The organism is Bacillus sp. SRL337 (assembly GCF_984799155.1).
The window spans coordinates 1,517,244-1,544,141 of sequence record NZ_OZ481793.1 but is presented as its reverse complement, the minus strand read 5'-3'; the positions used below and the strand labels follow the sequence as shown (position 1 = coordinate 1,544,141).

Below are 26,898 nucleotides of genomic sequence, written 5' to 3'. Positions count from 1 at the left end.
AGGATTTACCTTCAGACTTTCCAATGCAACAAGACTTCCAGCATCTCCTCTAATGAACTCTCTCGCAGTAAAAATGACAAAAAACCCAATGACTTCATGTCCATTACCGCTGCCTTTCTCCGATGTTCGATGGCGGTTGACACCTTTAGTAAATAAAAAGCTCTCTTCCATTAAGAAAGCATGGCCCTAGTCCCAGGGGAAAATCTACTGTATTGGAAAGCAGACATGGGAAGACCCGGACATCGTGATCCTTGTTGAGTCTTGGTAAGCTATTCCTCTCTTCCCTGAATCTGCACGTTCCTATCTAGTCCTCTTCATATATAAGCTGAAAAAAGAGCCAGTGAATTCACCGGCTCTTTCGCTTTTACTATTACAGGCCAAGGATCGCCTTTATAACCGAAGTAGTCTCCCCGCCTTTATATAAAACATACAAAAGCAGATAAACAGCGACACCAGTTGTAGCAGTAAAGAACCAGATTATACTTGTAATCGGACCAAGCTTCCGGTGACGCTTATAATTTTCTTTATAACCAGACCATATGGTGACAAGCCCAAACACTGCCCCGGTTGTTGCAAGAGTGATATGGAAAACTAAAAATAAAGTGTAGAAAATTTTAATATCATCAGGACCGCCGAAGGATGTGTTTCCTACAAATATAGTACGGCTCATATAGATGATGAAAAAGATCAAAGCAAATACTGCAGCTGTAAACATTGTTTTCTTGTGTGCTTCGATCTTTCTTTGTTTGATCTGCCACCAGCCTATTGCAACAGTAATGGCACTTAGAACAATGAACGTCGTGCTGATTGTGGGTAAAATAGGTAAGGACATGTTTTCTTCCTCTCTTTTCTCTATGGTAAGGATTGCTTCTTATTCAACTGGGTTTGGGCGAGTGAAGCTTGCATTTGCCTCAAAGTCTTGTATAGATTTTGCGGCTTCTGCTTGGTCTTTGTTATACCATTGGAAAAACAAGCTTGCAAGGACAACACCAAATACAATTTCCTGAATGATCTTCATAATGACCCCGCCGAGCTGCTGATCATGTTCTAACGACATAGAGGTAAACAGCTCAGGACCACTTAAGCTCAATCCAGATAGAGTGTTTGAAGGAACACACAATGCCAAGGCCTTTAACCATTCTTTAGGATCATAATAGGTGGCATATAGAGGATTTTCTGCAAAAATGATCAAGCCGCAGGCAGGTGTCAAAAGAACAGCACTCCCAAGGATATACCCTATCTTCTTTAAACCGTGAAGATCATTTTCACTGTTGGCAGGGTTCAGCAGCGGCCACCACATAAAGACAGCCAAGATGAAAATAATAAATGTAAATAGTCCATGCAGTGTAACATCCGTTCTGACATTATCAAAAACAGCAGGAATGTGGTACACAGAAAAAACAATGTTGAAAGAAACTAAGGCAATGAGAGGTTTTGTAGCAAATCTGAATATTGATTTAATCACAGGCAGTCTTACTACACTCCTCCAAACCCAGCTTGGTATTCCTATCAGAAAAATGGGTGTAAAGACCAAATAAAGGGTCGCCATCTGAGTCATATGGACTGAAAACAGCATCGTACTCATCACTTCAACAGGTGAACCCTTTATCACGTAAAGCAGGATCATAGCAATCAGAAAAAAAGTGGCCTGTTTAACGGTAAGAGGTTCACTTTCTTTAAAACTGCTTCTCCATTTTACAGTGATTAAAAAATATACAGCTGTCAAAAATACTATCGTTATTATAAATAATGGACTCCATAACGCAAAAAATCCAAATATACCTAAATGCATATTGATTACCTCGTTTCCTGAAGGATGCTCATCCTTATTATACGTCGCAGGATTCGACAGTTCAACGTCCGCTCATGACAAGTTGATGACATTTCCCCACTTAAAAGTTTCCTGAAATAGAGTTCGGTATATTGATTTTCACTCCAAGTGCCCGACTATGGGGGACGGGCGGTGAATTTTAAAAATCGCAGCGTCGGTTCAGAGACATAGAGATTGGAAGGGCTCTCGCATGGATAATAGAATCCAGACGACCTGGCGGTTAGCGAGTCGAAGTGAAATGTGGAAATGCCTCCCTCATCGATGTACGGACTAGCCGGCTCCACATATGACAACGCGACGAACGATAGAAGTCGAAGTGACTAATAGCAAAGGAGGAAGACTGAAATCCGCTAGTTGCCGGCAGCTGAAGCTGGTTATTGCTAAACACGCTGTCTGTTGTGCAACTTCGGCTTCAATCTACTAAATAAATTGGTTAAAACCATAGGATTTAAGAATCAATATGCTAGCGTTTCAACTTATAAAATTTAAAAACGGACACAAGCTTTTAGCAATTTCATCCGACTAACGTTTATGAAGAACAAAAAATGAATCAGCATTCAAGAAAAAAGAAAACCCCTAAAATGGCTAAGAGTCATTTTAGGGGTTTTCGAGTTAATTAAATCCAAACGATCGTCATGAATGTCAAGACAGTGATGAAGGCAACCAGTGCACCTGAATACAGGAACAACGCTGGTGCTTCATGACCTTTATGGCTCATATGCATGAAGTAGTACAATTGGAAAATCAATTGTACGACAGCAAGAAGAAGGATAAATGGTACAATGAACCACTTTGAGAACCCTCCTGCCACTGATACGAAAGCCACCAGGGTTAAGAAGATCATAAGTGCAAATGAAACAACCTGCATTCTCATGTCTTCTGCATTTTTCTTACGACGATATTCGTAATCTACACTTGGGTTTCCTGAATTTGATTGTACATTCGCCATCAGTTTATCCCACCATTCCCATTAGATATACTACCGTGAAGATAAATACCCACACGACATCGATGAAGTGCCAATATAAACTTGCTACATAAAACTTTGGTGCATTGTAAAGGTTCAAACCGCGCTTGGCATTACGAACCATCAATGAAATGATCCATAGAAGACCGAAGGCAACGTGAGCCCCGTGGAATCCAACCAGTGCATAGAAGGCTGAACCAAAAGCACTGCTTGTAAAGGTATGGCCATATTCATGGACATAATGATTAAACTCATAAATCTCAAGTCCAAGGAAACCAAAGCCTAGTAACACTGTAATCAACAGCCATGCCTGCATGTTTTTAAAGCTGTAGTTTTTCATATGGTACATAGCATATACACTTGTTAACGAACTGGTTAAAAGAAGCATTGTTGCCACGAATGCAAGCGGCAGATCAAAAAGGTCTTTCGCCAAAGCATGATCCGGGCTTGGTACACTATCTTTCAAAGCAAGATAGGTTGCAAACAAAGAACCGAAAAGTACTGTTTCCCCACCAAGGAAGAACCAGAATCCAAGGAACTTATTCTTGGCTTCCAGGGTTGCCTTTTCAGGGGCTGCCGGCCACGTTTTTGGTGTGAATTTTTCTTCTGTATGCATTATGCCTTACCTCCTTTGTCGGAATCCTCAAGAAGGTCTTCTTTATGGACATGATATCCATGGTCATCAATAACTGAGCGAAGGAACATAGACCCCAATGTAATCAGCATTCCAATAATAAGCACCGGAATCGCCCATGCTTTGTCATCCACATGATACATGGCACCGAAGGCAGCCACAAACAATCCTAGTGAAATGACGAATGGCAGAATGGAATTGTTGGGCATATGAATGTCGCCAATCGGCTCTGCCGGAGTATATTCTTTCTTTCCTTCCATTTTCTCTAACCACCAAGCGTCCAACCCACGGACAAGTGGAGTCTGCTTGAAGTTATAAAATGGAGGAGGAGAAGGAATAGCCCATTCCAAAGTACGGCCGTCTCCCCAAGGATCATTGCCGACTTTCACACCTTTAACTTGAGTCATAATGATGTTAATCACTAATATAATTGTAGCAACTCCCATGAAAGCTGCTCCAATTGAACTTACAAGGTTAGCCGTTTCAAATCCTTGGCCAGGCAAGAACTTCCAGATACGGCGAGGCATACCCATAAGCCCAAGGAAATGCTGAATAAAGAATGTCAAATGGAATCCAATGAAGAACAACCAGAAAGTGAGCTTTCCTAGGAATTCATTCAACATAGTACCAAACATTTTCGGCCAGTAGAAATGCGTACCTGCTAATAGCGCTAAGACAACCCCACCAACAATAACGTAGTGGAAGTGGGCCACAACGAAATAGGTATCATGGAACTGATAGTCAGCCGCAGCTGATGCCAGCATGATCCCCGTTACACCACCAAGCGTAAATGTCGGGATAAATGAAACCGCATAAAGCATTGGAGTTGTGAAAGCGATGCTTCCACCCCAGATGGTGAATAACCAGTTGAAAATTTTGATTCCCGTTGGTACGGCAATCGCCATTGTTGCAACTGCGAAGATAGCATTTGCAATAGGGCCAAGGCCAACAGTGAACATATGGTGGGCCCATACCATGAATCCTAAGAAACCAATAAGTACTGTTGCGAATACCATTGAAGAATAACCGAACAATCGCTTTCTGGCGAATGTCGGGATAATTTCAGAGAATATACCGAATGCCGGAAGAATCAGGATATATACTTCAGGGTGTCCAAATATCCAGAAGAAATGTTCCCAAATAATTGTATTTCCTCCTGCCGCAACATCGAAGAAATTAGCTCCGAACATACGGTCAAACATCATTAAGAATAATCCGACAGTCAATGCCGGGAATGCGAATAAGATTAGGGCCGATGTGACGAATGCCGTCCAAGTGAACAACGGCATACGCATGTATGTCATACCCGGAGCACGCATCGTGACGATGGTTACCAGGAAGTTGATACCACCAATCAGTGTACCGGCTCCGGAAATCTGAAGCCCCAATACGTAGAAATCGATTCCGTGTCCTTCGGAATGAGTTGATAATGATGCATAGGAAGTCCATCCTGCATCAGGTGCTCCGCCTAAGAACCAAGATAGGTTTAAGAATACTCCTCCAAAGAAGAACAACCAAAAACCAAGTGAATTCAAAAATGGAAATGCAACGTCACGTGCACCAATCTGCAATGGAACGACAGCATTCAAGAATGCGAAGATGAGCGGCATGGCTGCCAAGAATATCATCGTCGTACCGTGCATTGTCAACACTTCGTTGTATAAGCCTGCACTTATGAAATCGTTGTTTGGAACGGCAAGCTGAATACGTATAATCAAGGCTTCTAGTCCACCAAGAAGGAAGAAAAATCCACCGGATATCAGGTAGAGGATCGCAATCTTCTTGTGGTCCACTGTTGTCAAGTAGTCCCAAAGAGTCGCGCCAAAGCCTTTCTTTTGTGCATAGCTACTCACGATTAAACCTCCCTTTTACTTTCCCCAAATTAATCTTGTACTTTTAGGCCCATTAAGTATTCCGCCAGGGCATCTAATTGCTGGTCATCCAGTTTTCCATACGTTCCTGTCATTTTGTTTCCAGGTTTGTATTGTTCCGGATCTGTCAGCCAGCTTTTCAATTCTTCTTCATTATGTTCAAGGATACCGGCTACACGTGAGCGCTCACCAAAGTTTGCAAGGTTCGGCGCAAGTCGTGCCTGGGCAGGTCTTTGATCCTGACCGGAAACTGCGTGACAGCTCATGCATTTCTGGTTAAAAATCTCTTGTCCTTGTTGAGCCAGTTCAGTTGTAGGAGCAGGCTCTTCTGCCTCTTGCATCGCTGTTACCCAGCCGTTGAAATCATCTTGAGAGATGGCTTTTACTTTAAAGTCCATCAGAGCATGAGATGGTCCGCATAGCTCTGCACACTTTCCATAGAAAAGGTTGCCTACATCTTCAGCGGCTTTGCTGTCGAACTCAAGGAAGAACGTATTAACATTATCAACGTTCGTGTCCATTTTACCACCTACTGCCGGAATCCAGAATGAGTGCTTAACATCAGAAGCAGTAACATTGAAATATACTTTTTTGTCAGTCGGCACTACAAGATCCTGTGAGGTGATGATTCCTTGGTCGGGGTATTCAAACTCCCACCAATATAGGTTGGCACGGACATTCACTACTAGAGCTTCGCGATTTCCATCCGCGTCCTTCTTTTCCATTGCATCTGTATCTGCCAATTTAAACGTAGCTGAAACAGTAGGAACAGCCAGGATCAACAAGAGGATGATCGGAATAGTTGTCCAGAGGACCTCAAGTGTATGGCTTCCTTCCACTTGCTTAGGAATCTTATTCTCGTCGCCTTTTTTACGACGGAAGCGTACAATAGCAACAAAGTAAACAATTGCAACTACTATTATAACGAGAACCATGATAGTGGTAGCCAGGATCATAAGATCATATTGCATCTGTGCCACTTCACCGGCTGGCTGAAGTGCAGAAACAAATGGTTCTCCACAGCCGGAGAGAACGAGCGCCATCAGCGTGAAAACCGATAAAAGACGCCATTTAGGTAGCCTTGCTTTCATAGCTTAATCAAACCCCTCTTTCGTGTAATGTACTTTTTGTAAAACAAGGACTGAAACTTATTTTATATGGATTTCCTATAGAAAGAATTCCCGAATTAATCAAATGACGGTTACGATGACCATCGCTACAAAAAGGATTGTCAAATAGTTCAAAGAATAGACGAACATCAGCCTTGCCCATTTAAGGTCGTCTTTCATTTTATAACCTGAAAGAGCTAAAGCTAACCATCCCAAGTTGAATACAGTAGCCAGTGTGAAAAACACCGGACCAAGATCCATCAAGAAAAATGGAATCGGAAGAAGGGCAGCAACCCATGCAACACTGTGATTCTTTGTAGAAGCAAAACCCTTTACAACAGGCAGCATCGGAATGTTTGCCGCTCTGTACTCTTCAACCCGCTTCATTGCCAGCGCATAAAAGTGCGGAGGCTGCCAGATGAAGACAATCGCAAACAGCATCCAAGCAATAATATCCAGATTGCCATCGACTGCCGCCCATCCAATCAATGGAGGTACAGCCCCTGAGATGCTTCCTACGACTGTGTTGCTGACATGCTGTCTTTTAGACCACATTGTATATAGGACTACATAACTGAAGATACCGATAATCCCAATTACTCCAGCCGTAACAGTAGTCATAAATAAAAGAACAGTTCCTATTGTAACCATCAGCAATCCAATCAGCAATGCTTTGCTGCCGGTAATCTTACCGGTTACCGTAGGCCGTCCTTTAGTCCTCTCCATCAAATGGTCGATGTCCCGGTCAATATAGTTATTGATGCTGCAAGAACCGCCCATCACAAGGGCTGAACCCGCCAAAGTGAGGAACATCGTATCAAGTGAACCGAGAAAATGTGTATTAGTAAAGTAAAACGCTAACCACATACCTGTAAAAGTTGTAATTAAATTGGAATTGACAATTCCAATTTTAATAAGGGCCAAAAAGTCTTTCCATGCTGTAGTAACTGGAATATCAGTATCTTTCATATCTGCAATTACTCTGCTGTTAGACATCTTTTCCCCCTCCTCTCTCTGAGATAACAGAGGCTTTCCTCACCTCTATACTATAAAGGAATTCCATATCCATTTCTATAACCACGCCGGAATTTAATAGATTTCCTATTAAAACCTGAAGAAAATTGTCTGTACAGTCTGGAAATCACCTAAATTTCTGCTGTCAATATTATATTAAACCACAGATTTTTTTCTTTTTGGTCAGTAGAACAAAATGAAATATGGCGATATTGTGTCATCAAGCTTCCTCTAAAAAGTATAGATATTTCCACTAAATCATCATATCATAAAATTTGATGAAACGCTTACAGACATTCGTCTTTTTTATTACATTACAGGGTTGGCCACTTTCTGGCAATCTAGTACTAATGGAGGCATCAGGGGCCATTCTCGTTATTCTGTAACATTTTATCTGTTGTTTTTTAAGGGGTTATTAGGTATCATCTTAAAGGCATACGTTTTTGCAGAATACTTTTATACGCTATTATACCCATTGCAGATATTTGTATAAATAATTGTTTCTTATAGTAGTTAGAAGTTTGAGAGTTTATTTTAAAGTAGGTGTATGAATTGCATAAAGGATTAAAATGGTTAAGCGTGATTACCACCCTGGGAATGCTTTTCGTGCTGCTTGGCGGCGCGCTGGTCACAAAGACAGAGTCAGGGATGGGCTGCGGCCGGTCATGGCCCCTGTGCAATGGAGAATTTGTTCCAAGCGATATTACCTTTGAACTTGTAATCGAATTATCCCACAGGCTGGTTTCCGGAAGTGTAGGGATCCTCGTCCTCATTCTGGCTGTCTGGTCTTGGAAAGTCATAGGATATAAAAGAGAAACCAAGCTGCTGGCAGTATTATCTTTTTTCTTTTTGGCAGCGCAGGCGCTGATCGGGGCAGCAGCTGTCATTTGGGCTCAATCCGATTTTGTGCTTGCCCTCCATTTCGGAATCTCATTAATTTCATTTGCTGCCATACTTCTTTTGACACTGCTTATCTTTGAAGTTGATAAGAAATTTGACGCGGACAAGGTGGTCATTGACCGCAAGATGCGCTTTCACATCCTCGGCATCACTCTTTACAGTTACATTGTTGTCTATACGGGTGCTTTGGTCAGGCATACGGATTCCAGCTTAATCTGCAGGGATTGGCCACTATGTCTTAATGATAGTCCTGCCTGGCCCGCAAACATGTATGAATGGATACAAATGGGACACAGATTTGCAGCTGCCCTTATCTTTTTCTGGATTGCCTATGCAGCCTATCTGGCAGTCAAAAATTATAAGGACCAAAGAGTTATTTACTGGGGATGGATCATTGCTTTTATCCTTGTAACGCTACAGGCAACGACAGGGGCTCTTACTGTGTTCACCAGGCTCAATCTATTTGTTGCCCTTGCTCATGCATTAATTATCTCATGTTTGTTCGGTTTGCTTTGCTATTTCAACCTGATTGCCTCTAGAAGTAAACTGCGGAGATAGAGAAAGTGTCATTTGATATAAAAATGTTATCAATTATGGAAATATGAAAAAGGATGGGGAATCAATCCCCATCCTTTTTCATATTCATTTGCGGTCCATTTCAATCAGCAGATCACCAGGCGCAATGGCGTCTCCACTCTTAACATGTATATCTTTTATCGTTCCGGTGAATGGAGCCTGTACAGTTGTTTCCATTTTCATTGCTTCATTGATCAGCAAATGATCGCCCTGGTTGACCTTTTCGCCTTTCTCCGCAATTACTTTCAGTACCGTTCCAGGCATTGTGGCACCTATATGGCTCTCGTTTTTAGAATCGGCTTTCGACTTCAAGGTGACTGCTGCCTTGATGCTCTCATCCTTAATTACAACTTCGCGAGCCTGTCCGTTCAACTCGAAATAAACGATTCTTGTACCATCAACCTGAGGTTCCCCTATTGAAATCAACTTTACAATCAAGGTCTTGCCTGTCTCAATTTCCACCTCAACTTCTTCACCAAGCCTCATCCCATACAAGAAAGTAGGAGTATCAAGCACTGAAATGTCGCCAAAAATATCCACCATCTGGTTATATTCCTTGAAAACCTTAGGATATAGAGCATATGCGATAGCATCAAAGCTTGTTACCTGACGGTCAAGGTCTTTAAACAATTTCTCTTTCAGCTTATCAAAATCAACATCATCAAGAAGTTCACCCGGCCTCACTGTAATCGGCTCTCTTCCTTTTAATATGACTTTTTGCAGATTCTCGGGGAATCCGCCAAATGGCTGGCCCAGATATCCCTCAAACAACTCAATTACGGAATCAGGGAAGTCAATCTTTTCACCCCGCTCCAGGACGTCATTTTCAGATAAGTCGTTTTGAACCATAAATAACGCCATATCCCCAACCACTTTGGAGGAAGGGGTAACCTTGACCATATCTCCAAATAAGTGGTTGACCCTTGAATACATGTCCTTCACTTCTTCCCAGCGGTTACCCAGTCCAACCGCTTTTGCCTGCTGTTGAAGGTTGCTGTATTGGCCTCCAGGCATTTCATGCTGATACACCTCTGTATGGGCAGACATCATGCCGCTTTCAAAGTCCTGATAATATTTCCTGACATCTTCCCAATAATGTGAGAGGTTTTCCAATGAGTTGACATCAACTTGCGGCTCTCTATCCATGCCTTTGACTGCATAATAAAGTGAATTGGCACTTGGCTGCGAAGTAAGGCCGGACATGGCCCCTAATGCCGTATCCACAATATCCACTCCCGCTTCAATCGCTTTTGCATACATAAAAATCCCATTTCCGCTTGTATCATGACTATGCAGATGAATTGGAAGATTTACTGTTTCTTTCAATTCAGAGATCAAGCGGTAAGCCGCCTCCGGTTTTAACAAGCCTGCCATATCCTTGATTGCAAGAATATGAGCCCCTTGTGACTCAAGTTCTTTAGCAATATCTTTATAGTACTTGACATTGTATTTCTGTCTTGAAGGGTCAAGGATATCACCAGTGTAGCAAATGGCTGCTTCTGCAACCTTTCCATTCTGCCTTACTGCGTCAATCGCTGTCTCCATTCCCTGAACCCAGTTAAGGCTGTCAAAGATACGGAAAACATCAATTCCAGAGAATGATGATTTTTCTACAAACTCGCGGATTACATTATCAGAATAATTTTTATAACCTACCGCATTCGAAGCCCTGAGGAGCATCTGGAACAGTATGTTAGGTATCTTCTCACGCAAGGAAATCAGCCTGTCCCACGGATCTTCTTTCAAAAAGCGATACGCAACATCAAAAGTTGCTCCACCCCACATTTCCAAGGAGAAAAGATCCGGAAGCAGCCGTGCAGTCGGATCGGCAATCGCCTTTAAGTCAGTCGTCCTCACTCTTGTGGCAAGCAAGGATTGATGGGCATCTCTGAATGTGGTATCAGTGAGAAGGACATGACCCTGATTCTTCACCCAGTCTACCAAACCTTCAGGACCATGTTTATCAAGAATTTGTTTTGTGCCATCCTTTAATTCAGGAAGGTCTTTCAACTTTGGTATTCTAGGTTTGTCAAATACAGGTTTCTTTTTTTTCTCGATTCCGGGAAAACCATTGACCGTTACATTGCCTATATACGACAGCATTTTGGTCCCGCGGTCTTTTCGTTTCGGAAAGATGAATAGCTGCGGTGTGGTATCGATAAAGGAGGTATCATACTGTCCCGTCAAGAACTGCTCATGTTTGATGACATTCTCAAGGAAAGGAATATTCGTTTTGATTCCCCTTATTCTGAATTCCTGCAAGTTTCGAACCATTTTAGATGCAGCCTGGCTAAAGGACAATGCCCATGTAGAAACTTTTACAAGCAAAGAATCATAAAATGGTGTGATGACAGCTCCTTGATAGCCATTCCCCGCATCCAGTCTGACACCAAAGCCCCCACCGGAACGATAGGCCATTAGCTTTCCTGTATCAGGCATAAAGTTATTCAAGGGATCCTCAGTCGTCACCCTTGACTGAATCGCAAACCCGTGAACTTTTATCTCATCTTGTGCAGGAATACCGATTTTGGTTCCATGCAATTCATTTCCTTCTGCAATCATGATCTGGGATTGAACAATATCTATACCGGTGATCATCTCTGTAATCGTATGTTCAACCTGAACCCTTGGATTGACTTCTATAAAATAAAATTTGTTATCTGCAACAAGGAATTCGACGGTCCCTGCGTTGACGTAGTCCACATTTTTCATCAACTGGACTGCAGCTTTGCAGATATCCTTCCTCAGCTGTTCATCAAGTGATACACAGGGCGCGACTTCAACAACCTTCTGATGCCTTCTCTGTACAGAACAGTCCCTTTCATAAAGATGGACGATATTTCCTTTTTCATCTCCCAGAATCTGGACTTCAATGTGCTTGGGATTTTGCACAAATTTTTCTACATAAACTTCATCATTTCCAAAAGCAGCCTTAGCCTCGGATTTCGCCCTCTCATAAGATTCCTTTACCTGGTCAGGTCCGTGGACAATCCTCATTCCTCTTCCGCCGCCTCCCAGCGAGGCTTTGATGATGATCGGATAGCCATGTGTTTTTCCGAATTGAACAACATCATCCAAGCCTGAAACTGGACCATCGCTTCCTGGAATAACCGGAATATCAGCCAATTGAGCCTGATGCCTGGCTTTAACTTTGTCTCCAAACATATCCAGATGCTTTGAATGAGGACCGATAAAAGTGATGCCTTCTTCCTCACACCGTATTGCAAAATGAATATTTTCAGATAAGAATCCATAGCCGGGATGGATGGCATCCACACCAGACTTTTTCGCTATTTCTATGATTCCCTCAATATCAAGATAGGCATCAATTGGTTTCTTGCCTTCTCCTACAAGATAAGCTTCATCCGCTTTATAACGATGATAGGACCCTGAATCTTCCTTTGAATAAACAGCGACCGTTCTCAAGTTCAGCTCTGTGCAAGCGCGGAAGACACGAATCGCAATTTCTCCCCGGTTGGCTACTAATACTTTATTGAATTTTTTCAATTTCTCTCTCTCCTTTAAGCAGTTATCATGTCTGTTATGTATTTATTTATAGCAGCAGCTGAAAAATCAAGTCGGAAAGTTTTAATTTTTCAAACTAATCTGCTTAAATAGAAGGGCTGATTTCTAAGAATGACTCCTAAATACCAGCCCGTGTTCATTTTACTGATTTATGCTATATACATTTTTTACTTCACTGCTATTTACAGCACTTTTTTCTTTTTTCGTTTTATACTTCTCGTCATACTTCACAAACATCGAGACATTAACAAGGATGCCCATCGACAGGGAAAGGACAAGCAGAGACGAGCCTCCATAACTGACAAAAGGCAGTGGTACTCCTGTAATCGGGATCACCCCTGATACTCCTCCCAGATTAATAAACGCCTGAAGGCCGATCATACTTGAAATGCCGACAGCGAGCATAGTACCAAATGGATCACGGCTCTTTACTCCTGTGTAGATACCCCTCAATACAATATAGGCCAGTCCAAGAATGACAAAAGCCACTCCCAGCAGTCCAAGTTCTTCAACGATGATGGCCATTATAAAGTCCGTGTGAGCCTCGGGGAGGTAACCCAGCTTCTGGATTCCCTGGCCGAGTCCAAGACCTTTTACTCCGCCGGCACCAATTGCCAAATATGAATTAACAAGCTGATACCCTTCACCCTGGGCATACTGGAAAGGGTCAAGGTAAGCATGGATCCGCCCCACTCTCTCTTCAGTGAATATAAACCTTCTTCCAAGATATATAAATGGGGAAAGGACCAGCAGAAGCGCAGCTCCTACAGCCCCGAGCTTGAAAAACATTTTAAAGCTTATGCCTGAGCAGAGGATGACAAAGCAGCCAATCACAAAGATGATTCCTGCAGTTCCATAGTCAGGCTCAAGGAAAACAAGGAAACAGATGAAACCAAAAAGCAGCAATGGCGGCATGACTCCCACATTCAATTGATCTATGTAGTTCTGCTTTTTGGCATAAACGGCAGCCAGATAAATGATCACCGATAATTTCGCGAATTCCGATGGCTGCAATTGCATGAACCCGATGTTTACCCAGCTTTGCGCCCTGTTGACTTCGACTCCTATGAAATGTACAGACAACAAAAGTCCAATCGTACCAAACAACAATATCTTTAACGGAAGCTTAAATTTAATAAAAGCTTTATATGGGAAGGCTGCTGCAAATAAAAAAGCCCCGAATCCGATTATTATATTAAATAGCTGTTTTTTATAAAAATGATCACTGCTGGTTTCGTAGAATTCCACTGCGGTAACCATGCTCGCGCTGTATATCATAATCAAACCGAAAATAACCAGGAACAAATAAACAGCTATCAATGAGTAATCATACGATTTTAATATTTTTTTAATAAGCATAATCTCTTCCTATCCCTTTTTTATAAATATTCTATTTAAATGTTGAAAATCCTTCTATCAGACAATAAATAGAATCACAAGTGAATGCCCTAGTAAAAAACTCAAACAACCACTTGCTTCTTGTTTGAGTTTTCATGAATATTTATTTTTTAGTCGAAGCTTCATGCAAAGCAGAAAGCTCTCTCTCTAAAGAATCCATAAGGGTCTTTCCATCTGTTTCGTCCACAAGTCCGAGACGGACAGCAAACTCTATTTCACGGGATAATCCGAACATTTGAGTATCCAACACTTCCTCATATAAAGGACATTGGGGCATCGTTAAATTATCCATCTGTACTTTAATAAGCTTTAATATTTTCTCCGCGTCAGCCTTCAGCAGCTGATAGGCTTTTTCACGATGGTCTATTTTCATCTCAGACGCCATTATGATCCCCCCATTCCGTACAAATAGCGACTCTCTTATCTTAAAATTTTATCGCTAAACCGAAAAAAATGCAAGGGGAAAACAAAAGCGTAAGCGGCCGTTCAGCGACGTACGGATTGGAGGGCTCTCGCATGAGATAAAGGAATCACGAAGAGTAAAATGATTCGAAGATGACTTATCACTAAAAAGCGGAAAAGCCCGGACAGCTGCGTACGGACCGGACCGGCTCCGCATGAGATAAAGGAACCACAACGGACAGAGTGAGTTGATGTTGACTTATCGGAAGAAGGAGTCGGGAAGTACGCTAGCAGCGGGCTTTGGAGCTGGATTCGCAAAGAAGAAGACGGTGCTGGGATACGCAGTGGCAGATGGTTCCCCTCAGGCAACGTGAGTCTTCACCTTCTTGTACACAGTCTTTCTTTTAGACTCTTTCCGCAGTCTTTACATTTAATTGTAAAGATATCACCCATCACCAGTTATATCCTGAAAATCAAGAAAGTAAAGAGCAGTTCTTCCACTCAGATAAGAACACTCTGGTACCCAAAGGAAAAATCCGGCCCTTGGATTATTCCAAAAACAGCAACCTTATGAAGACAACCTTCTTCTCGGACTTAAGTTCCTGTTTCTTTCTACTCTTGTAAACGTTGGTTTAAAAAATGCTCCATTTGTACTCATTCCCCATTAACTCCAATAGTTTCAGACCCGCAATGCTGTTTCCTGTCTCATCCAGAGAGGGGCCGAATATACCAATACCGCACTTCCTGGGAACGGCCCCCATGATACCGCCTGAAACCCCGCTTTTCGCAGGGATTCCAACCTTTATGGCGAATTCGCCAGAGGAGTTATACATCCCGCAGGTTATCATGAATGTTTTACATATGCGTGCTACATCACGCGTGATCAGTTGCTTGCCTGTTACTGGATCCATACCGTCATTGGCAAAAACAGCACCAATTTTTGCAAGGTCCTGGCAGTTCATTTCCAAAGCACATTGCTTCGTATAGAGATAAATTAAGTGTTCCACATCTCCTTTAATAACCCCATGCTGTTTCATGAAATATCCAAGAGAGCGATTCAAAAATGCAGTTTTAAATTCTGAATCAGCCACTTCAGTATTATAAGTCACTTCCTCTTCCCCTGTCAGTACATTCACAAATGCCAATAACCGCTCCCACTTCTCTTCATTGGATGCGCCTTTGATCATGTCAGTCACAGCCAATGCCCCAGCATTGATCATGGGGTTTAACGGCTTTGAAACCCTGTTGGTCTCCAGCTTGACGATAGAGTTGAATGGGTCGCCTGTGGGTTCCATCCCCACCTTCGAGAACACTTCTTCTTCCCCATTGTCCATCAACACCAATGCCAATGTGATAACTTTTGATATGCTTTGCAAAGTGAATTTCTCCAGATAGTCACCTGCATAAAAAAATTCTCCGTTCAAAAAGCAAACAGATACAGCAAGTTTATCCTTGTTTTCCTTTTTCAGAGCAGGAATATAATTAACAAGCCTTCCTTCAGAAGAGATAGGACGTGCTTGATTCACCATATCTGCAAGTAAATGATTATCTATATACATTCAAGGACCTCCTAACCCCTGCTAAAGATTACCCTATATCATTTCCCCACTTTACAATCCATTACTCCTATAGTAGAATGCGCAAAGATGTGAAAGCGGTATATAATTTGATATACTAGGGGTATTACATAAATGGAGGGAAAATCAAGATGGATCCAACAATTGTACCTTTGACAGGAAAGGTAAAATATAAAATCACATTAGATCCTGGTGTCTGGATTTTTGATGACCGCAAAGTCGATCTGAATACATATTTCCAAGACGAAGACAAAGCTGTTAATGAACTGGATGAATACACAAAGAACATGTCCAGAAACTGGACGAGGGAGATTCAGGAAGGAGCAACGACCCCTCCTACCTTGAAAACCGAAAAGAAATACCAGAAAGAGAAGATTTTAAATGGCACATTCGGCATTCCTTTGGCACCATTCCTGAATAATGCCGAACCTGAAAATGGCACAAATACTATCGTTATTACGACAGATGACCAAAATGGCGAAATTTCTCTGCCATTATCAAAAGGTGATGAAATCCTTCTGGGCTTCTCAAAGGATGGAAAGCCGCTCAAGGAAGATGGTCCTGTCCATATTTACTTTAAAGACGGGTCAAATGCAGACGATCCGATTAAAAAGGTCAGGGGCTTCATCATTAAATAAATCATAAAAAAAACGATTCAGCATGGAACAGCTGAATCGTTTTTTTCATATGGTGTTAATGTGTTTTTTTAACTCACAAGATATCAGCCGCAAGCTGGGCCAAACCTGACCTTTCCCCTTTCATCAACTTGATATGTCCAGCAACAGGATGCTCCTTGAATTTCTCAACTACATATGTCAATCCATTATTATATTCGTCAAGGTACGGGTGATCAATTTGTCCCGGATCCCCCATGAGGACAATCTTACTCTTTTCGCCAACCCTGGTGAGAATGGTTTTAACCTCATGCTTTGTAAGGTTTTGCGCTTCATCAATAATGATGAATTGCTCGGGTATGCTTCTCCCCCTTATATAAGTCAACGCTTCTACTTCGATAGACCCCATACCGGCAAGAATATCATCCAGCTCCCCGGGTTTTTTCGTATTAAAAAGATATTCCAGGTTATCAAATATCGGCTGCATCCAAGGCCTCAGCTTCTCCTGTTTTTCTCCTGGAAGAAATCCGATGTCTTTCCCCACCGGGACTATCGGCCGTGCAACCAAGAGTTTTTTGTAAGCTTGAAGATCTTCTGTTTGCAGGAGGCCTGCAGCTAGAGTCAGCAAGGTTTTTCCTGTTCCTGCTTTACCGATCATCGTAACCAGCGGAATATCCTCCCTTAGCAGCAATTCCATCGCCATGGTCTGTTGGACATTCCTTGGTTTGATACCCCAAATATGGTCTTGGTCATAAATGAACTTTTTAACATATTTCCCTGTTGTATCAATAACCCCCACTGCGGATGCAGAGCTGCCCATCGCATCTTTCATCAAAAGGAACTGATGTGAATAGAATGGATGCTGAGTAATATCAGCCAGCGGTATTTCACCCTTTTCATAAAATTTGTCAAGGAGCTCCTTTGGAATGTAAATTTCAATGAATCCGCTGTAAATGTCACTTTCATCTACAACTCTGTCGCTAAGAAAGTCCTCAGCCTCCAGACCCAGTGCATCTGCTTTAACGCGGACAAGTGTATCCTTGCTGACTAGAATGACTTGCCGTCCATCTTCTTTAGTCTGCTCTTCAAGTGATAAATTTTTAGCAACAGCCAATATGCGATTATCATTTGTCTTTTCTACAAAAATTTCCTGAAGTTCATGGAAAGATCTATGATTCAATTCAATTCTTAGAGATCCGCCATTGTATAACGGAATACTTTCGTGGAGCTTTCCTTGCTGCCTTAAGCTATCAATTATCTTTGATACATGCCTCGCATTTCGCCCAATTTCATCCATGTAACGTTTCTTGCCGTCAACTTCTTCCAGAACGACTGCCGGGATGACAACTTCATTATCTTGAAAGGAAAAAATCGCTTGCGGGTCCTGCAATAAGACATTGGTATCCAGTACGTAAATTTTTTTCAAATCGATGCCTCCTGCTCCTCTATTCTTATACTATTGTATGTAGACCCTCTTCATCCGGTTATTACTAAAGAGTCCACTTAATAGGACGGCCCGTTGCTAAAATATATGAACCAAGGAATAAATATAGAAGAAGATTACACAATAACAAATACACATATAAAATATCGGAGGTTGCCTAATGAAAAAATTGCTTTTTTTATTCTTGGTCGGCATCCTGTTATCAGGCTGTAATCAGCAGAATAATCAAACGGCTTATGATGATCAGAATAACGGAAATAGCGCCCGACCCATCAATGTAGAAAACAGTAGTATTCGACAGAAGCAGAATGAGTCTAGCCAGGAAGTTTCAAGAAACTTAGTCAGAATTGCAACTGCGGTTCCGAACGTTCACGATGCGACAGCTGTTGTTCTAGGGAAATACGCGTTTGTCGGTATTGATATTGACGCTGAGGTCGAAAGGTCTGAAGTTGGAACCATCAAATATTCAGTAGCAGAAGCACTCAAAGATGATCCACATGGTGCACAAGCAATGATCATTGCCGACCCTGACCTTTATGCCCGCCTTAAAGAAGTCGGTAATGACATTCAAAATGGAAGGCCTGTCCAAGGCATCCTGAACGAATTATCCGATATAGCAGGACGGCTTATGCCCGAAACCCCTAACAGCACACAGCAAATGAATCCTGATGAGGCTACGGAACAATCCAGGAACAAAGCAGGACAGAAACAAGGAAATGAATTGCAGAAAGAGCAGCAGGAACAGTCAAATGATTATAAGAACCGAAGTACTGACAATAATCAGAATCAGAATCAGAACAAAAATCAATAATACAGGAAGAAGCCATGAAAATTTGCAATTAAGCTTTTTTCATGGCTTCTATTACTTGCCGGTCAAGACGGTCGGCAGCTTCTTTATCATATGTTTTTTCATACTGCGGTTCAGCAGAAATTTTCGATCCATAAAACATGACATCCCTTACTTCGTTGATGGCACATAAAATCAGGGATAAATGGATAGGAACATCCTTCAGTTTTTCTGTTTTCAGTTCTGCTCTTCCGCAGATTGAATAGGAAGATTCGTTAGCGATGATGTTCAATACAATAAGAGGGGTGGCTTTAATGTTCTTGACTATTTTGGAACGACTGTCAATGGCAATCAGCAGCTTATCTTCGCTTTCTGCATAAACCCACGAAATGGCGCTTACGTTAGGACCGCCTGTCTGGTAATCAACAGTAGACACTGTAATGAACCTTTCCTTCTGAAGTTCTTCAAATAAAATCGGAATCAATCTGGACTCAATTCGATTCGCCAATGAAATCCCTCCTTTAATTATTCATATTATACAACAGCTTAAAGCAGAATAGAAAAAAATTCCTGTGGACATATTGAGAAATAGATTTCACCTACTTTGGAAGGAGCCGCTATCTTTGACCTTAATTGGTCCAGCAAGAATAAATCATATTCCATTCGTTACCATACGTTAGTCCGTTCCACAGCAGATGAAGCCCTCCACTTGATGACTTCCAGAAGCTTGTGCATTCCTTATTAAAATGAACCATTACAATATAGGCAATTCCCACGGTGACAATAGGAAAGGATATCAATTCACGTCATCCTAACCAATCCTTTTGGCCCTGCCTGAAATCTGCATATTTTATGAACTTCCAGACTGAGTTTAATCAGAAAGTATATTAATCCATAATCAAAAAGAAGAAATCCAATTTACTCCATGATATACTAAGAACAAAATACATACGCATCAGGACATGGAGGTGTCTAAAAATGAGAGTGAAATGCACTCTGTGTGATGTGATTGAGTCCATTGATGATGAATCTTTAACAGCCAAGCGTTTGAGAAACAGGCCGATTCATACGTACATGTGTGATAAATGCCAGGACAGGATCACCAAGAGAACAAAAGTACGGGAGGACACCGGCAACTTCCGGCTCTATCGCTCAGCACGATTAAAAAATGACTTCTGAAATTCTGACAAAAGGAACCATATTGGGCATAATTTCTGGAATCTTTCTGGGTGTGCTTCTTAAGTCAGTTGAAGTTTATACAAATCACAAAGTATATACACTCCTGCTTAATATTGATTTCATCCCAATTCTGGGAAAGGTCACATGGCCCGAACTCATCGAGTTTTCTTTTCACCTGATAGTTTCTTTGCTGTTGGGGTTGGTTTTTTATTACCTTTCCGACAAATGGAATGCAGGGAAAAAACAGAGATGGATATTAGCTGCCATCCTGACAATCCCCGCCCTTTTACTGTATTTCCCGTTATCACTTTTGGCAGTCAAAGAGGTTCCATCAATAACTGATTGGGGAGCTTTCCTCTACTGGACCGGAGCTCACTTTCTATTCATGCTGTCACTCGTCCAGTTGTACCCCCTGATCAAATCCAATTAACCTAATAAATAAATAAAAAAAAGCAGAGGATTGTTTCCTCTGCTTTTTCTTATGAACTCACTTCTTCTTTTTTATGGTTACGGAGTCTGATTTTGTAAATGATTAAAATCAATGCTGCAACCACCAGGCCTTCTGCTACAGGCAAAAAGATTCCTAAAAAGGTCAATACGGTCGATCCCGCCGCAAGGAAGAAATAAATCACAGCTGATTTTAATGGAGGCAGTTTTTTTGCAAATCCCAATTTATACACCAAAATCGATAAGGCGATAATGGTAAAGTATAAAAGCCACATGCCAAGCGTTGGATTTTCATCCACTCGGTAGAGGGATGCAAAAAAGGATAAACGTTCAGTTACATCCATTCTTGATCACTCCCATTTATTATTATTAATTCGTTTCAGCTACTTTTTTCTTTTTGGTAACTCTTTCACGTTCATTCTTATCTAGAATCTTTTTACGAAGTCGAATGGAATCAGGAGTAACTTCACAGTACTCATCATCATTCAAATATTCCAACGATTCTTCAAGGGTCATGATACGTGCTTTCTTAATCGTGACCGTTTGGTCTTTATTGGCAGAGCGTACGTTGGTCGCTTGTTTCGTTTTAGTAATGTTCACCGTAATATCATTCTCACGGGTATGTTCTCCAACAATCATACCGGCATAGATTTCCGTACCAGGTTCAACAAAAATGGTTCCGCGGTCTTCTACACCCATGATTCCATACTGAGAAGATTTACCTGTTTCCATTGAAACGATAACACCCTGCCTGCGGCCTCCGACTTGACCTTTTTGCATAGGCTGATAGCTGTCGAACGTATGATTGATGATTCCATAACCACGAGTCAAAGTCATGAACTCTGTTGAGTAGCCGATTAAACCACGAGCAGGCACCATGAAAATCAGTCTGACTTGGCCGCTGCCATTGTTGATCATATCGAGCATTTCACCTTTTCGAGTTCCCATTGATTCAATGATGCTTCCTGTATATTCTTCAGGTACATCGATTTGGACCCGTTCTACAGGCTCACATTTCACTCCGTCAATTTCACGCACGATAACTTCCGGTTTTGAAACTTGGAGTTCAAATCCTTCACGGCGCATATTCTCGATCAAGATAGAAAGGTGGAGCTCACCACGGCCAGAAACCGTCCAAGCATCAGGAGAGTCAGTGTTTTCCACACGCAAACTCACATCTGTTTGCAGCTGTGCAAGCAATCTTTCTTCAATCTTTCTTGAAGTAACATACTTACCTTCACGGCCAGCAAATGGGCTGTTGTTTACAAGAAAAGTCATTTGCAGTGTCGGCTCATCGATTCGAAGTACAGGAAGTTGATCCTGGTGATCGATTGGACACACTGTTTCACCAACATTGATATCTTCCATACCTGATACCGCAATTAAATCCCCTGCATGCGCTTCTTGGATTTCAACCCGCTTCAAGCCCATGAAACCGAAAATTTTCGTTACACGGAAGTTTTTCACACTTCCATCAATTTTCATCAATGCAACTTGCTGGCCAACTTTCATTGTCCCTCTGAATACACGTCCAATTCCGATACGGCCTACATAATCGTTATAATCCAGCAGTGCTACCTGGAACTGAAGCGGTTCTTCACGATTGTCAATTGGAGCTGGGATGTGTTCGATAATAGATTCATAAAGGCATTGCATGTTTTCATCCTGGTTAGCCGGATCCGGGTCTACGCTGGCAGTACCATTGATTGCTGAAGCATAAACTACAGGGAACTCAAGCTGATCTTCATTCGCATCCAGCTCGATGAAAAGTTCAAGAACCTCATCAATTACCTCTTCAGGGCGGGCAGAATCTTTGTCAATTTTATTCACGACAACGATTGGTGTTAAGTTTTGCTCAAGGGCTTTCTTTAACACGAATCGTGTCTGAGGCATACAGCCTTCATACGCATCGACAACAAGCAGAACACCGTCAACCATTTTCATGATACGCTCCACTTCACCACCGAAGTCTGCATGTCCTGGTGTATCCAGAATGTTGATTCTTGTATCTTTATATTGAATGGCAGTATTTTTAGCAAGGATCGTGATACCTCTTTCTCTTTCAAGGTCGTTAGAATCCATTGCACGTTCTTCTACATGTTCATTCGTACGGAAAATACCAGATTGTTTTAATAGTTCATCGACTAAGGTTGTTTTACCGTGGTCGACGTGGGCAATAATCGCTATATTTCTTAAATCATTTCTTTTATTCAATGTACTCACTCCTGATTGTAGTCATTCTTATTTATGATAACAGACATTATGAACTGTCTTCATGCGCTCCTTCAAAAAAACAAGCCATAAGGGGCCTTTTTTCTTGCAACTAAGACATTATATCACAGCATTCAAAAAAGCAGAAACTTATTCTTGTAAATTCTACTGCTGTAACCGAAATAAAAAAATATGCAGTGTCCCTGACGTGCATCTTTACGGTGTTGCGTAAAAACAGAAGGGTCTATATTACAATAAATTACCACCCAATCCTCGGCTCAGAATAATGCTTGTTATCCTGCTCTTTCATTGATAAGATTTTAAGTGAGATTTCCCTAACCATTTATCAAAGGAGATATGGACCGTGAAAAATATAAAATGGATTTTCGTACTGTATGCCGTTCTCGCTGCAGTTTGTATAATGGGAATAGGAATTGCTATCAGTGAAAAAAGTATATTGATAGCTGTATTGGCCGTTGCCGCCTGGGTGTTTGTAATGGGGTATGGATTCAAAACCAAAAAGAAGTATAGAGAAGAAGGAAAGCTTTAAGATCCAGCCTAATTCAGCTTTCCCAGGAAAAGAGCTGACCATATTTCAGATCAGCTCTTTCTTTTTCATTACGATTTAAAACGGACTCCCTTTAAATAGGTGTTCTGAATGTTTTCATGAAGGCCAGGCTTACAGGAAAAGACCGAGCTTTTTTCGAGCATGTTCAACTCCTTGCCGTCAAGGCTGGTCACCACTCCACCCACTTCTTCAATAATGATTTTTCCAGCCGCGAAATCCCAAGGTGCAAGTCTCATTGTCATATAACCATCAATTCTCCCGGATGCTACATAGGCCATTTCGATTGCAGCAGATCCATAGGATCTTGTCCCCCTGACATCCCTTACCAAAGGCCCGAGGACTTCTCTGTCTATCCGGTTATTTTCTGTTACCCAAAGAGCATTTACACCAATGATGGAATCCCTGATATCTACTTCTTGGAGCGGTTGCAATTGCATGTCCTCCATATATGCCCCATGGCCTTTATGGGCATGATACAATTCATCATGAACAACATCATAAATATACCCAAGAACGCCTTCACCCTCATGATATATCCCAATGGAGATGGCAAAGTTCCTCTGCTGATGGACAAAGTTCATTGTGCCATCAATGGGATCGATAATCCAGACGGTTCCGTTCATATCTTTCAACTCATCGCCAAATCCCTCTTCACCTAGAATATGATGGTCAGGATAAGTATTCCTGATTCTTTCGATGAAAAATTGTTCCGTTTCCTGATCAACATTGGTAACAAGGTCATTGCGGTTTGATTTTGTTTGTATATTCAACTGCGTTTTAAACGACTGCCTGATTCTTTCACCTGCTTCTTTGATCCAGTGTTTAACATATGTATCTACTTGCTGCCAATTAGCCATTATAATCCTCCATTCTGGTTTAAATGCAATTATCCTTCACCCTATAAATTAAGACCTCCCGGGTTTCGCTTACCTGACCCAAGGAAAGCGTGCTTATGTAGTATTTACAACTAAAGCCTTAAGATGTACTGACTTTCATATAGCTTAAATTATATTGATGTCCCCTTCAAGTTAAGTGCATCTTTCCACAAAAATACGAACTCTTCAATTGTTTTCAGAGTCCGCATAAAGCCTATTTTTTTTTAGACATTATAATGCTTTTAATTTGATTAGTTCTTCCCTGATTTCCATCAGTTTTTCTTTGGATTTTACCTGGATTGCAGTGTTTTTGTCTTCCATGGCTTCAAACAGTACGGCCAGTTCATAATCCATCTCCAGTTTCAGCACCGCCGTACGCTGCTGCTGGACATTTTTCTTTCGAGTTGAACTCATTACTTGTTTCATGGACAGTACACCCCTTCCGGATAATTTTATTCTAAATTTTCTGAATTTATCTAGTACATTCTATGTACTGGATTAGAAACAGGTAACTAAAATGTGCTTACACCTATTCCGATTCAACCTTTTTTCTTCCGCTCTTGCTTATGGTAAAATAGTGCCCATAAGCGTAAGGAGGAACAAAATGAAATTTAATGGTTTTACGGAAAATGATTTTAATGTTTTTACCATCGATGGTCTTGACGATCGGATGGAAGCTTTGATAGAAACTGTCAGACCCAAACTGGAAGCACTTGGCGGTCATTTCGCCCCCACTCTTAGCGTAAACACGGGTGAGGAAATGTTCCCCCATGTAGCAAAACATGCAAGGCGGTCTGTCAATCCCCCTGATGACACATGGGTTGCTTTCGCCAATAATAAACGAGGCTATAAGAAGCATCCGCATTTTCAAATCGGCCTTTGGAAAACCCACGTATTTGTATGGTTCGCCATGATTTATGAAGCTCCTGATAAGGAAGAGTATGGAAGAAAATTAGAAAAGAACATCGATCATATCCTTAACATTATCCCGAAGAACTTTGTCTGGTCAGGCGATCATACCAAGTCGGAAGTCCAGGCTTTCTCTGAAATGAAAAAGGAAGACTTACTTTCTTTAGTCAATCGATTACAAACCGTCAAAAAAGCTGAGATACTTTGTGGTATCCAGATTCCGAGAGAGCAGGCCATACAACTTTCAGGGGTTGAAACAATTGAAATAATCAGTGATGCATTTGTAAAATTAATACCCCTATACAAACTCCCATAAACATACTGCGGTGTGTAAAAAAAAGAGGAGGGACCCTGATAAATCAGGTCCCTCCTCTTCTGTGTTTCTTTACATTTGGCTGTTTTCGCATATATTTTTGCTTCCGAAAAAATCACAAAAGCCGGATTTTTTCCCTGCATACTAAATTTTTCGCTCTGAACGAAGAGAGAAGCTCTTTTCTCTTTTGCTAAACAGGGGGTTTTTCCGGTTCATTACTCCACTATCTTTCGGAATTAGTATCAGATAGCAACAAAGTTTACGAAAAGAGCCTTACATTTTAATGTTCCTTGTTTCGGATTCTTTTAATTTCTTTACAGCACGATATGACGAATATCCGCTTGATTCCTCGAATTCATTACAAATTCTTTTCTCATCCGCCTTGCCGGGCACGATTTCCTTAAAACGCCTATAAGCAGACATGAGTTCTTCGCGGTCGATCCCTTTTTCATAAGCTCTTTCAATACTCTGAAAAAATGCAACTACATCGATGACTTCATCCGTAGACCAGTCCAAAGAAAAGGGATATTGGTACTCCATTAACTTCACCTTGCTTTCTATTCCTGTTTTCAAAAACTAACTTTGATTGTTGTTGGATAGTGCGTGAATGCGCGGGTCGGATGTTTAGCCTTCTGCCAATCAAAATGGGGCAGCGCGGGGACAATCAGGTAATGTTCGTACAAAAAGAACTATTCACTCCACTTTACACCTGTAGTTTCGGCTTGTTTTATTATACGGTCAATCAGAACTTTCACAGAAGGGATATCATTGATCAATCCCATTACCTGTCCTGCCCATCCGAATCCCGAGTCTGATCTTCCTTCATAGATGAATTTTTTATTAGCTTCACCGCTTATGAATGGCTTTAACCCTTCGTATCCAGCACTCTGGTTTTCCAAACTGAGGATTTGCTCAGTCCAACTGTTGGATATGGCTCTCGCCGGAGCCCCAAGTGACCTTTTGATGACCACTGTATCACTTTCTGTTCCGCTAATCAATGCCTGCTTGTAAGTTGCAGAAGCATGGACACACTCTTCAGTTGCGATAAACCTTGTCCCCATTTCAATCCCTTCCGCACCAAGGCATAATGCTGCAGAAAGCCCTCTGCCGTCTCCGATTCCTCCTGAAGCTATGACAGGAATAATCACAGCGTCCACTACCTGCGGAATCAATACAAATGTCCCAATATCATCTTTCCCCAGGTGGCCGCCGCCCTCTGCCCCCACTACCATAACAGCATCAGCACCCAGTTCCTCTGCTTTCACTGCCTGCCTTTTGGCTGCAACAAGCACCAATTTCTTAATTGAAGTCCCTTTCAGCATTTCAAACATCTGTACAGGGTTCCCCCCTGTCATGGAAACCACAGGTACCTCCTCTTCAATTGCTATTCGCAGGAATTCCTTAAATGGGCGCCCATGCTGACCAATAGCAAAATTAACTCCAAAGGGACGATCGGTAAGTTTGCGGACTTTTTCAATCTCTTCTTTGAGATCTTTAGGTGTATCAAGGGACATCGCAGTAATCTGTCCTAGGCCGCCAGCATTGCTTACAGCTGCTGCCAGTTCTGCATAGGCAAGGTAGGCCAGCCCGCCCTGTATTATTGGATATTGAATGTCCAGCAGGTCTGTAACTCTAGTGTTCCAGTTCATGTTCATCACCCTTTCCACGAATTTATTCGCGTTCTCTTCTGGAATCTCCTGTCTTATTCGACAAATTGTAATAAGGATGGGCGTCTAACACTATGCAA

General features: G+C 41.7%; 26 protein-coding genes. 7 read left to right on the top strand and 19 right to left on the bottom strand.

Annotated features, from left to right (window positions below):
- Positions 1-370: 370 nt before the first annotated feature.
- The 7 genes from AC4E8A_RS07530 to cyoE form a co-directional block, all read right to left on the bottom strand.
- Positions 371-832 (bottom strand): DUF420 domain-containing protein, encoded by a 462-nt coding sequence (locus AC4E8A_RS07530; RefSeq protein WP_490197747.1) that lies wholly within the window; start codon positions 830-832, stop codon positions 371-373.
- A 39-nt stretch (positions 833-871) separates the two neighbouring features.
- The gene (gene ctaG / locus AC4E8A_RS07525) at positions 872-1,792 is read right to left on the bottom strand and encodes a cytochrome c oxidase assembly factor CtaG (RefSeq protein WP_490197745.1); all 921 of its coding nucleotides are present in this window, start codon (positions 1,790-1,792) and stop codon (positions 872-874) included.
- A 655-nt stretch (positions 1,793-2,447) separates the two neighbouring features.
- The gene (ctaF, locus tag AC4E8A_RS07520) at positions 2,448-2,780 is read right to left on the bottom strand and encodes a cytochrome c oxidase subunit IVB (RefSeq protein ID WP_490197744.1); all 333 of its coding nucleotides are present in this window, start codon (positions 2,778-2,780) and stop codon (positions 2,448-2,450) included.
- Positions 2,781-2,784: 4 nt separating this feature from the next.
- Entirely contained in the window at positions 2,785-3,414 is a 630-nt protein-coding gene (locus AC4E8A_RS07515) for a cytochrome (ubi)quinol oxidase subunit III (protein ID WP_490197742.1), read from the bottom strand.
- On the bottom strand, positions 3,414-5,285 hold the full coding sequence (ctaD, locus tag AC4E8A_RS07510; RefSeq protein ID WP_490197740.1) for a cytochrome c oxidase subunit I: 1,872 nt from the start codon (positions 5,283-5,285) through the stop codon (positions 3,414-3,416). Before ctaD ends, AC4E8A_RS07515 begins: the two co-directional genes overlap by 1 nt.
- Before the next feature lie 29 nt (positions 5,286-5,314).
- The gene (coxB, locus tag AC4E8A_RS07505; protein ID WP_490197739.1) at positions 5,315-6,394 is read right to left on the bottom strand and encodes a cytochrome c oxidase subunit II; all 1,080 of its coding nucleotides are present in this window, start codon (positions 6,392-6,394) and stop codon (positions 5,315-5,317) included.
- 99 nt (positions 6,395-6,493) lie between these two features.
- Complete coding sequence (gene cyoE / locus AC4E8A_RS07500) at positions 6,494-7,408, bottom strand: heme o synthase (protein WP_490197737.1); 915 nt, start codon at positions 7,406-7,408, stop codon at positions 6,494-6,496.
- Positions 7,409-7,978: 570 nt separating this feature from the next.
- Between cyoE and AC4E8A_RS07495 the strand changes: the two genes are divergently transcribed.
- Positions 7,979-8,884, top strand: a complete 906-nt coding sequence (locus AC4E8A_RS07495) for a COX15/CtaA family protein (protein WP_490197736.1) — start codon at positions 7,979-7,981, stop codon at positions 8,882-8,884.
- Positions 8,885-8,968: 84 nt separating this feature from the next.
- Here AC4E8A_RS07495 and pyc read toward each other — a convergent pair whose 3' ends face one another.
- From pyc to glsA, 4 genes are all read right to left on the bottom strand, one after another.
- Entirely contained in the window at positions 8,969-12,409 is a 3,441-nt protein-coding gene (pyc, locus tag AC4E8A_RS07490) for a pyruvate carboxylase (RefSeq protein WP_490197735.1), read from the bottom strand.
- A 159-nt stretch (positions 12,410-12,568) separates the two neighbouring features.
- Positions 12,569-13,786: an FtsW/RodA/SpoVE family cell cycle protein gene (locus AC4E8A_RS07485; protein ID WP_490197733.1), complete on the bottom strand. Its 1,218-nt coding sequence runs from the start codon at positions 13,784-13,786 to the stop codon at positions 12,569-12,571.
- 142 nt (positions 13,787-13,928) lie between these two features.
- A complete protein-coding gene (locus tag AC4E8A_RS07480; protein ID WP_119548816.1) occupies positions 13,929-14,210 on the bottom strand; it encodes an Fpa/YlaN family protein in 282 nt (93 codons plus the stop codon).
- A 649-nt stretch (positions 14,211-14,859) separates the two neighbouring features.
- A complete protein-coding gene (gene glsA / locus AC4E8A_RS07475; RefSeq protein WP_490197732.1) occupies positions 14,860-15,786 on the bottom strand; it encodes a glutaminase A in 927 nt (308 codons plus the stop codon).
- Between the two features lie 149 nt (positions 15,787-15,935).
- Here glsA and AC4E8A_RS07470 point away from each other — a divergent pair, with 149 nt between their 5' ends.
- Positions 15,936-16,442 (top strand): peptidyl-prolyl cis-trans isomerase, encoded by a 507-nt coding sequence (locus AC4E8A_RS07470; RefSeq protein ID WP_490197731.1) that lies wholly within the window; start codon positions 15,936-15,938, stop codon positions 16,440-16,442.
- 73 nt (positions 16,443-16,515) lie between these two features.
- Here AC4E8A_RS07470 and AC4E8A_RS07465 read toward each other — a convergent pair whose 3' ends face one another.
- Positions 16,516-17,844 (bottom strand): PhoH family protein, encoded by a 1,329-nt coding sequence (locus AC4E8A_RS07465; RefSeq protein WP_490197730.1) that lies wholly within the window; start codon positions 17,842-17,844, stop codon positions 16,516-16,518.
- 178 nt (positions 17,845-18,022) lie between these two features.
- Between AC4E8A_RS07465 and AC4E8A_RS07460 the strand changes: the two genes are divergently transcribed.
- Positions 18,023-18,673, top strand: coding sequence for a YhcN/YlaJ family sporulation lipoprotein (locus AC4E8A_RS07460; RefSeq protein ID WP_490197729.1), 651 nt, complete (start codon positions 18,023-18,025; stop codon positions 18,671-18,673).
- Positions 18,674-18,701: 28 nt separating this feature from the next.
- Here AC4E8A_RS07460 and AC4E8A_RS07455 read toward each other — a convergent pair whose 3' ends face one another.
- On the bottom strand, positions 18,702-19,157 hold the full coding sequence (locus AC4E8A_RS07455; protein WP_490197728.1) for a pyridoxamine 5'-phosphate oxidase family protein: 456 nt from the start codon (positions 19,155-19,157) through the stop codon (positions 18,702-18,704).
- Positions 19,158-19,627: 470 nt separating this feature from the next.
- On the opposite strand from AC4E8A_RS07455, the gene AC4E8A_RS07450 reads away from it, so the two are divergent.
- Both AC4E8A_RS07450 and AC4E8A_RS07445 read left to right on the top strand, forming a co-directional pair.
- Positions 19,628-19,828, top strand: coding sequence for a YlaI family protein (locus AC4E8A_RS07450; protein WP_490197726.1), 201 nt, complete (start codon positions 19,628-19,630; stop codon positions 19,826-19,828).
- On the top strand, positions 19,818-20,258 hold the full coding sequence (locus AC4E8A_RS07445) for a hypothetical protein (protein WP_490197724.1): 441 nt from the start codon (positions 19,818-19,820) through the stop codon (positions 20,256-20,258). Before AC4E8A_RS07450 ends, AC4E8A_RS07445 begins: the two co-directional genes overlap by 11 nt.
- Positions 20,259-20,307: 49 nt before the next feature.
- Here AC4E8A_RS07445 and AC4E8A_RS07440 read toward each other — a convergent pair whose 3' ends face one another.
- Both AC4E8A_RS07440 and typA read right to left on the bottom strand, forming a co-directional pair.
- A complete protein-coding gene (locus AC4E8A_RS07440; RefSeq protein ID WP_490197722.1) occupies positions 20,308-20,619 on the bottom strand; it encodes a YlaH-like family protein in 312 nt (103 codons plus the stop codon).
- A 25-nt stretch (positions 20,620-20,644) separates the two neighbouring features.
- Positions 20,645-22,489, bottom strand: a complete 1,845-nt coding sequence (typA, locus tag AC4E8A_RS07435; RefSeq protein ID WP_490197720.1) for a translational GTPase TypA — start codon at positions 22,487-22,489, stop codon at positions 20,645-20,647.
- Between the two features lie 361 nt (positions 22,490-22,850).
- Between typA and AC4E8A_RS07430 the strand changes: the two genes are divergently transcribed.
- Positions 22,851-23,036, top strand: a complete 186-nt coding sequence (locus AC4E8A_RS07430; RefSeq protein WP_490197719.1) for a YlaF family protein — start codon at positions 22,851-22,853, stop codon at positions 23,034-23,036.
- Positions 23,037-23,104: 68 nt separating this feature from the next.
- On the opposite strand, the gene AC4E8A_RS07425 is transcribed toward AC4E8A_RS07430, so the two are convergent.
- Entirely contained in the window at positions 23,105-23,911 is an 807-nt protein-coding gene (locus AC4E8A_RS07425; protein ID WP_490197717.1) for an inositol monophosphatase family protein, read from the bottom strand.
- A gap of 249 nt (positions 23,912-24,160) precedes the next feature.
- Positions 24,161-24,355, bottom strand: coding sequence for a hypothetical protein (locus AC4E8A_RS07420; RefSeq protein WP_490197716.1), 195 nt, complete (start codon positions 24,353-24,355; stop codon positions 24,161-24,163).
- Positions 24,356-24,533: 178 nt separating this feature from the next.
- On the opposite strand from AC4E8A_RS07420, the gene AC4E8A_RS07415 reads away from it, so the two are divergent.
- Positions 24,534-25,154, top strand: coding sequence for a YktB family protein (locus AC4E8A_RS07415; RefSeq protein WP_490197714.1), 621 nt, complete (start codon positions 24,534-24,536; stop codon positions 25,152-25,154).
- Between the two features lie 270 nt (positions 25,155-25,424).
- Here AC4E8A_RS07415 and AC4E8A_RS07410 read toward each other — a convergent pair whose 3' ends face one another.
- Complete coding sequence (locus AC4E8A_RS07410) at positions 25,425-25,691, bottom strand: UPF0223 family protein (protein ID WP_490197712.1); 267 nt, start codon at positions 25,689-25,691, stop codon at positions 25,425-25,427.
- 149 nt (positions 25,692-25,840) lie between these two features.
- Complete coding sequence (locus AC4E8A_RS07405; protein ID WP_490197711.1) at positions 25,841-26,800, bottom strand: NAD(P)H-dependent flavin oxidoreductase; 960 nt, start codon at positions 26,798-26,800, stop codon at positions 25,841-25,843.
- Positions 26,801-26,898: the final 98 nt, after the last annotated feature.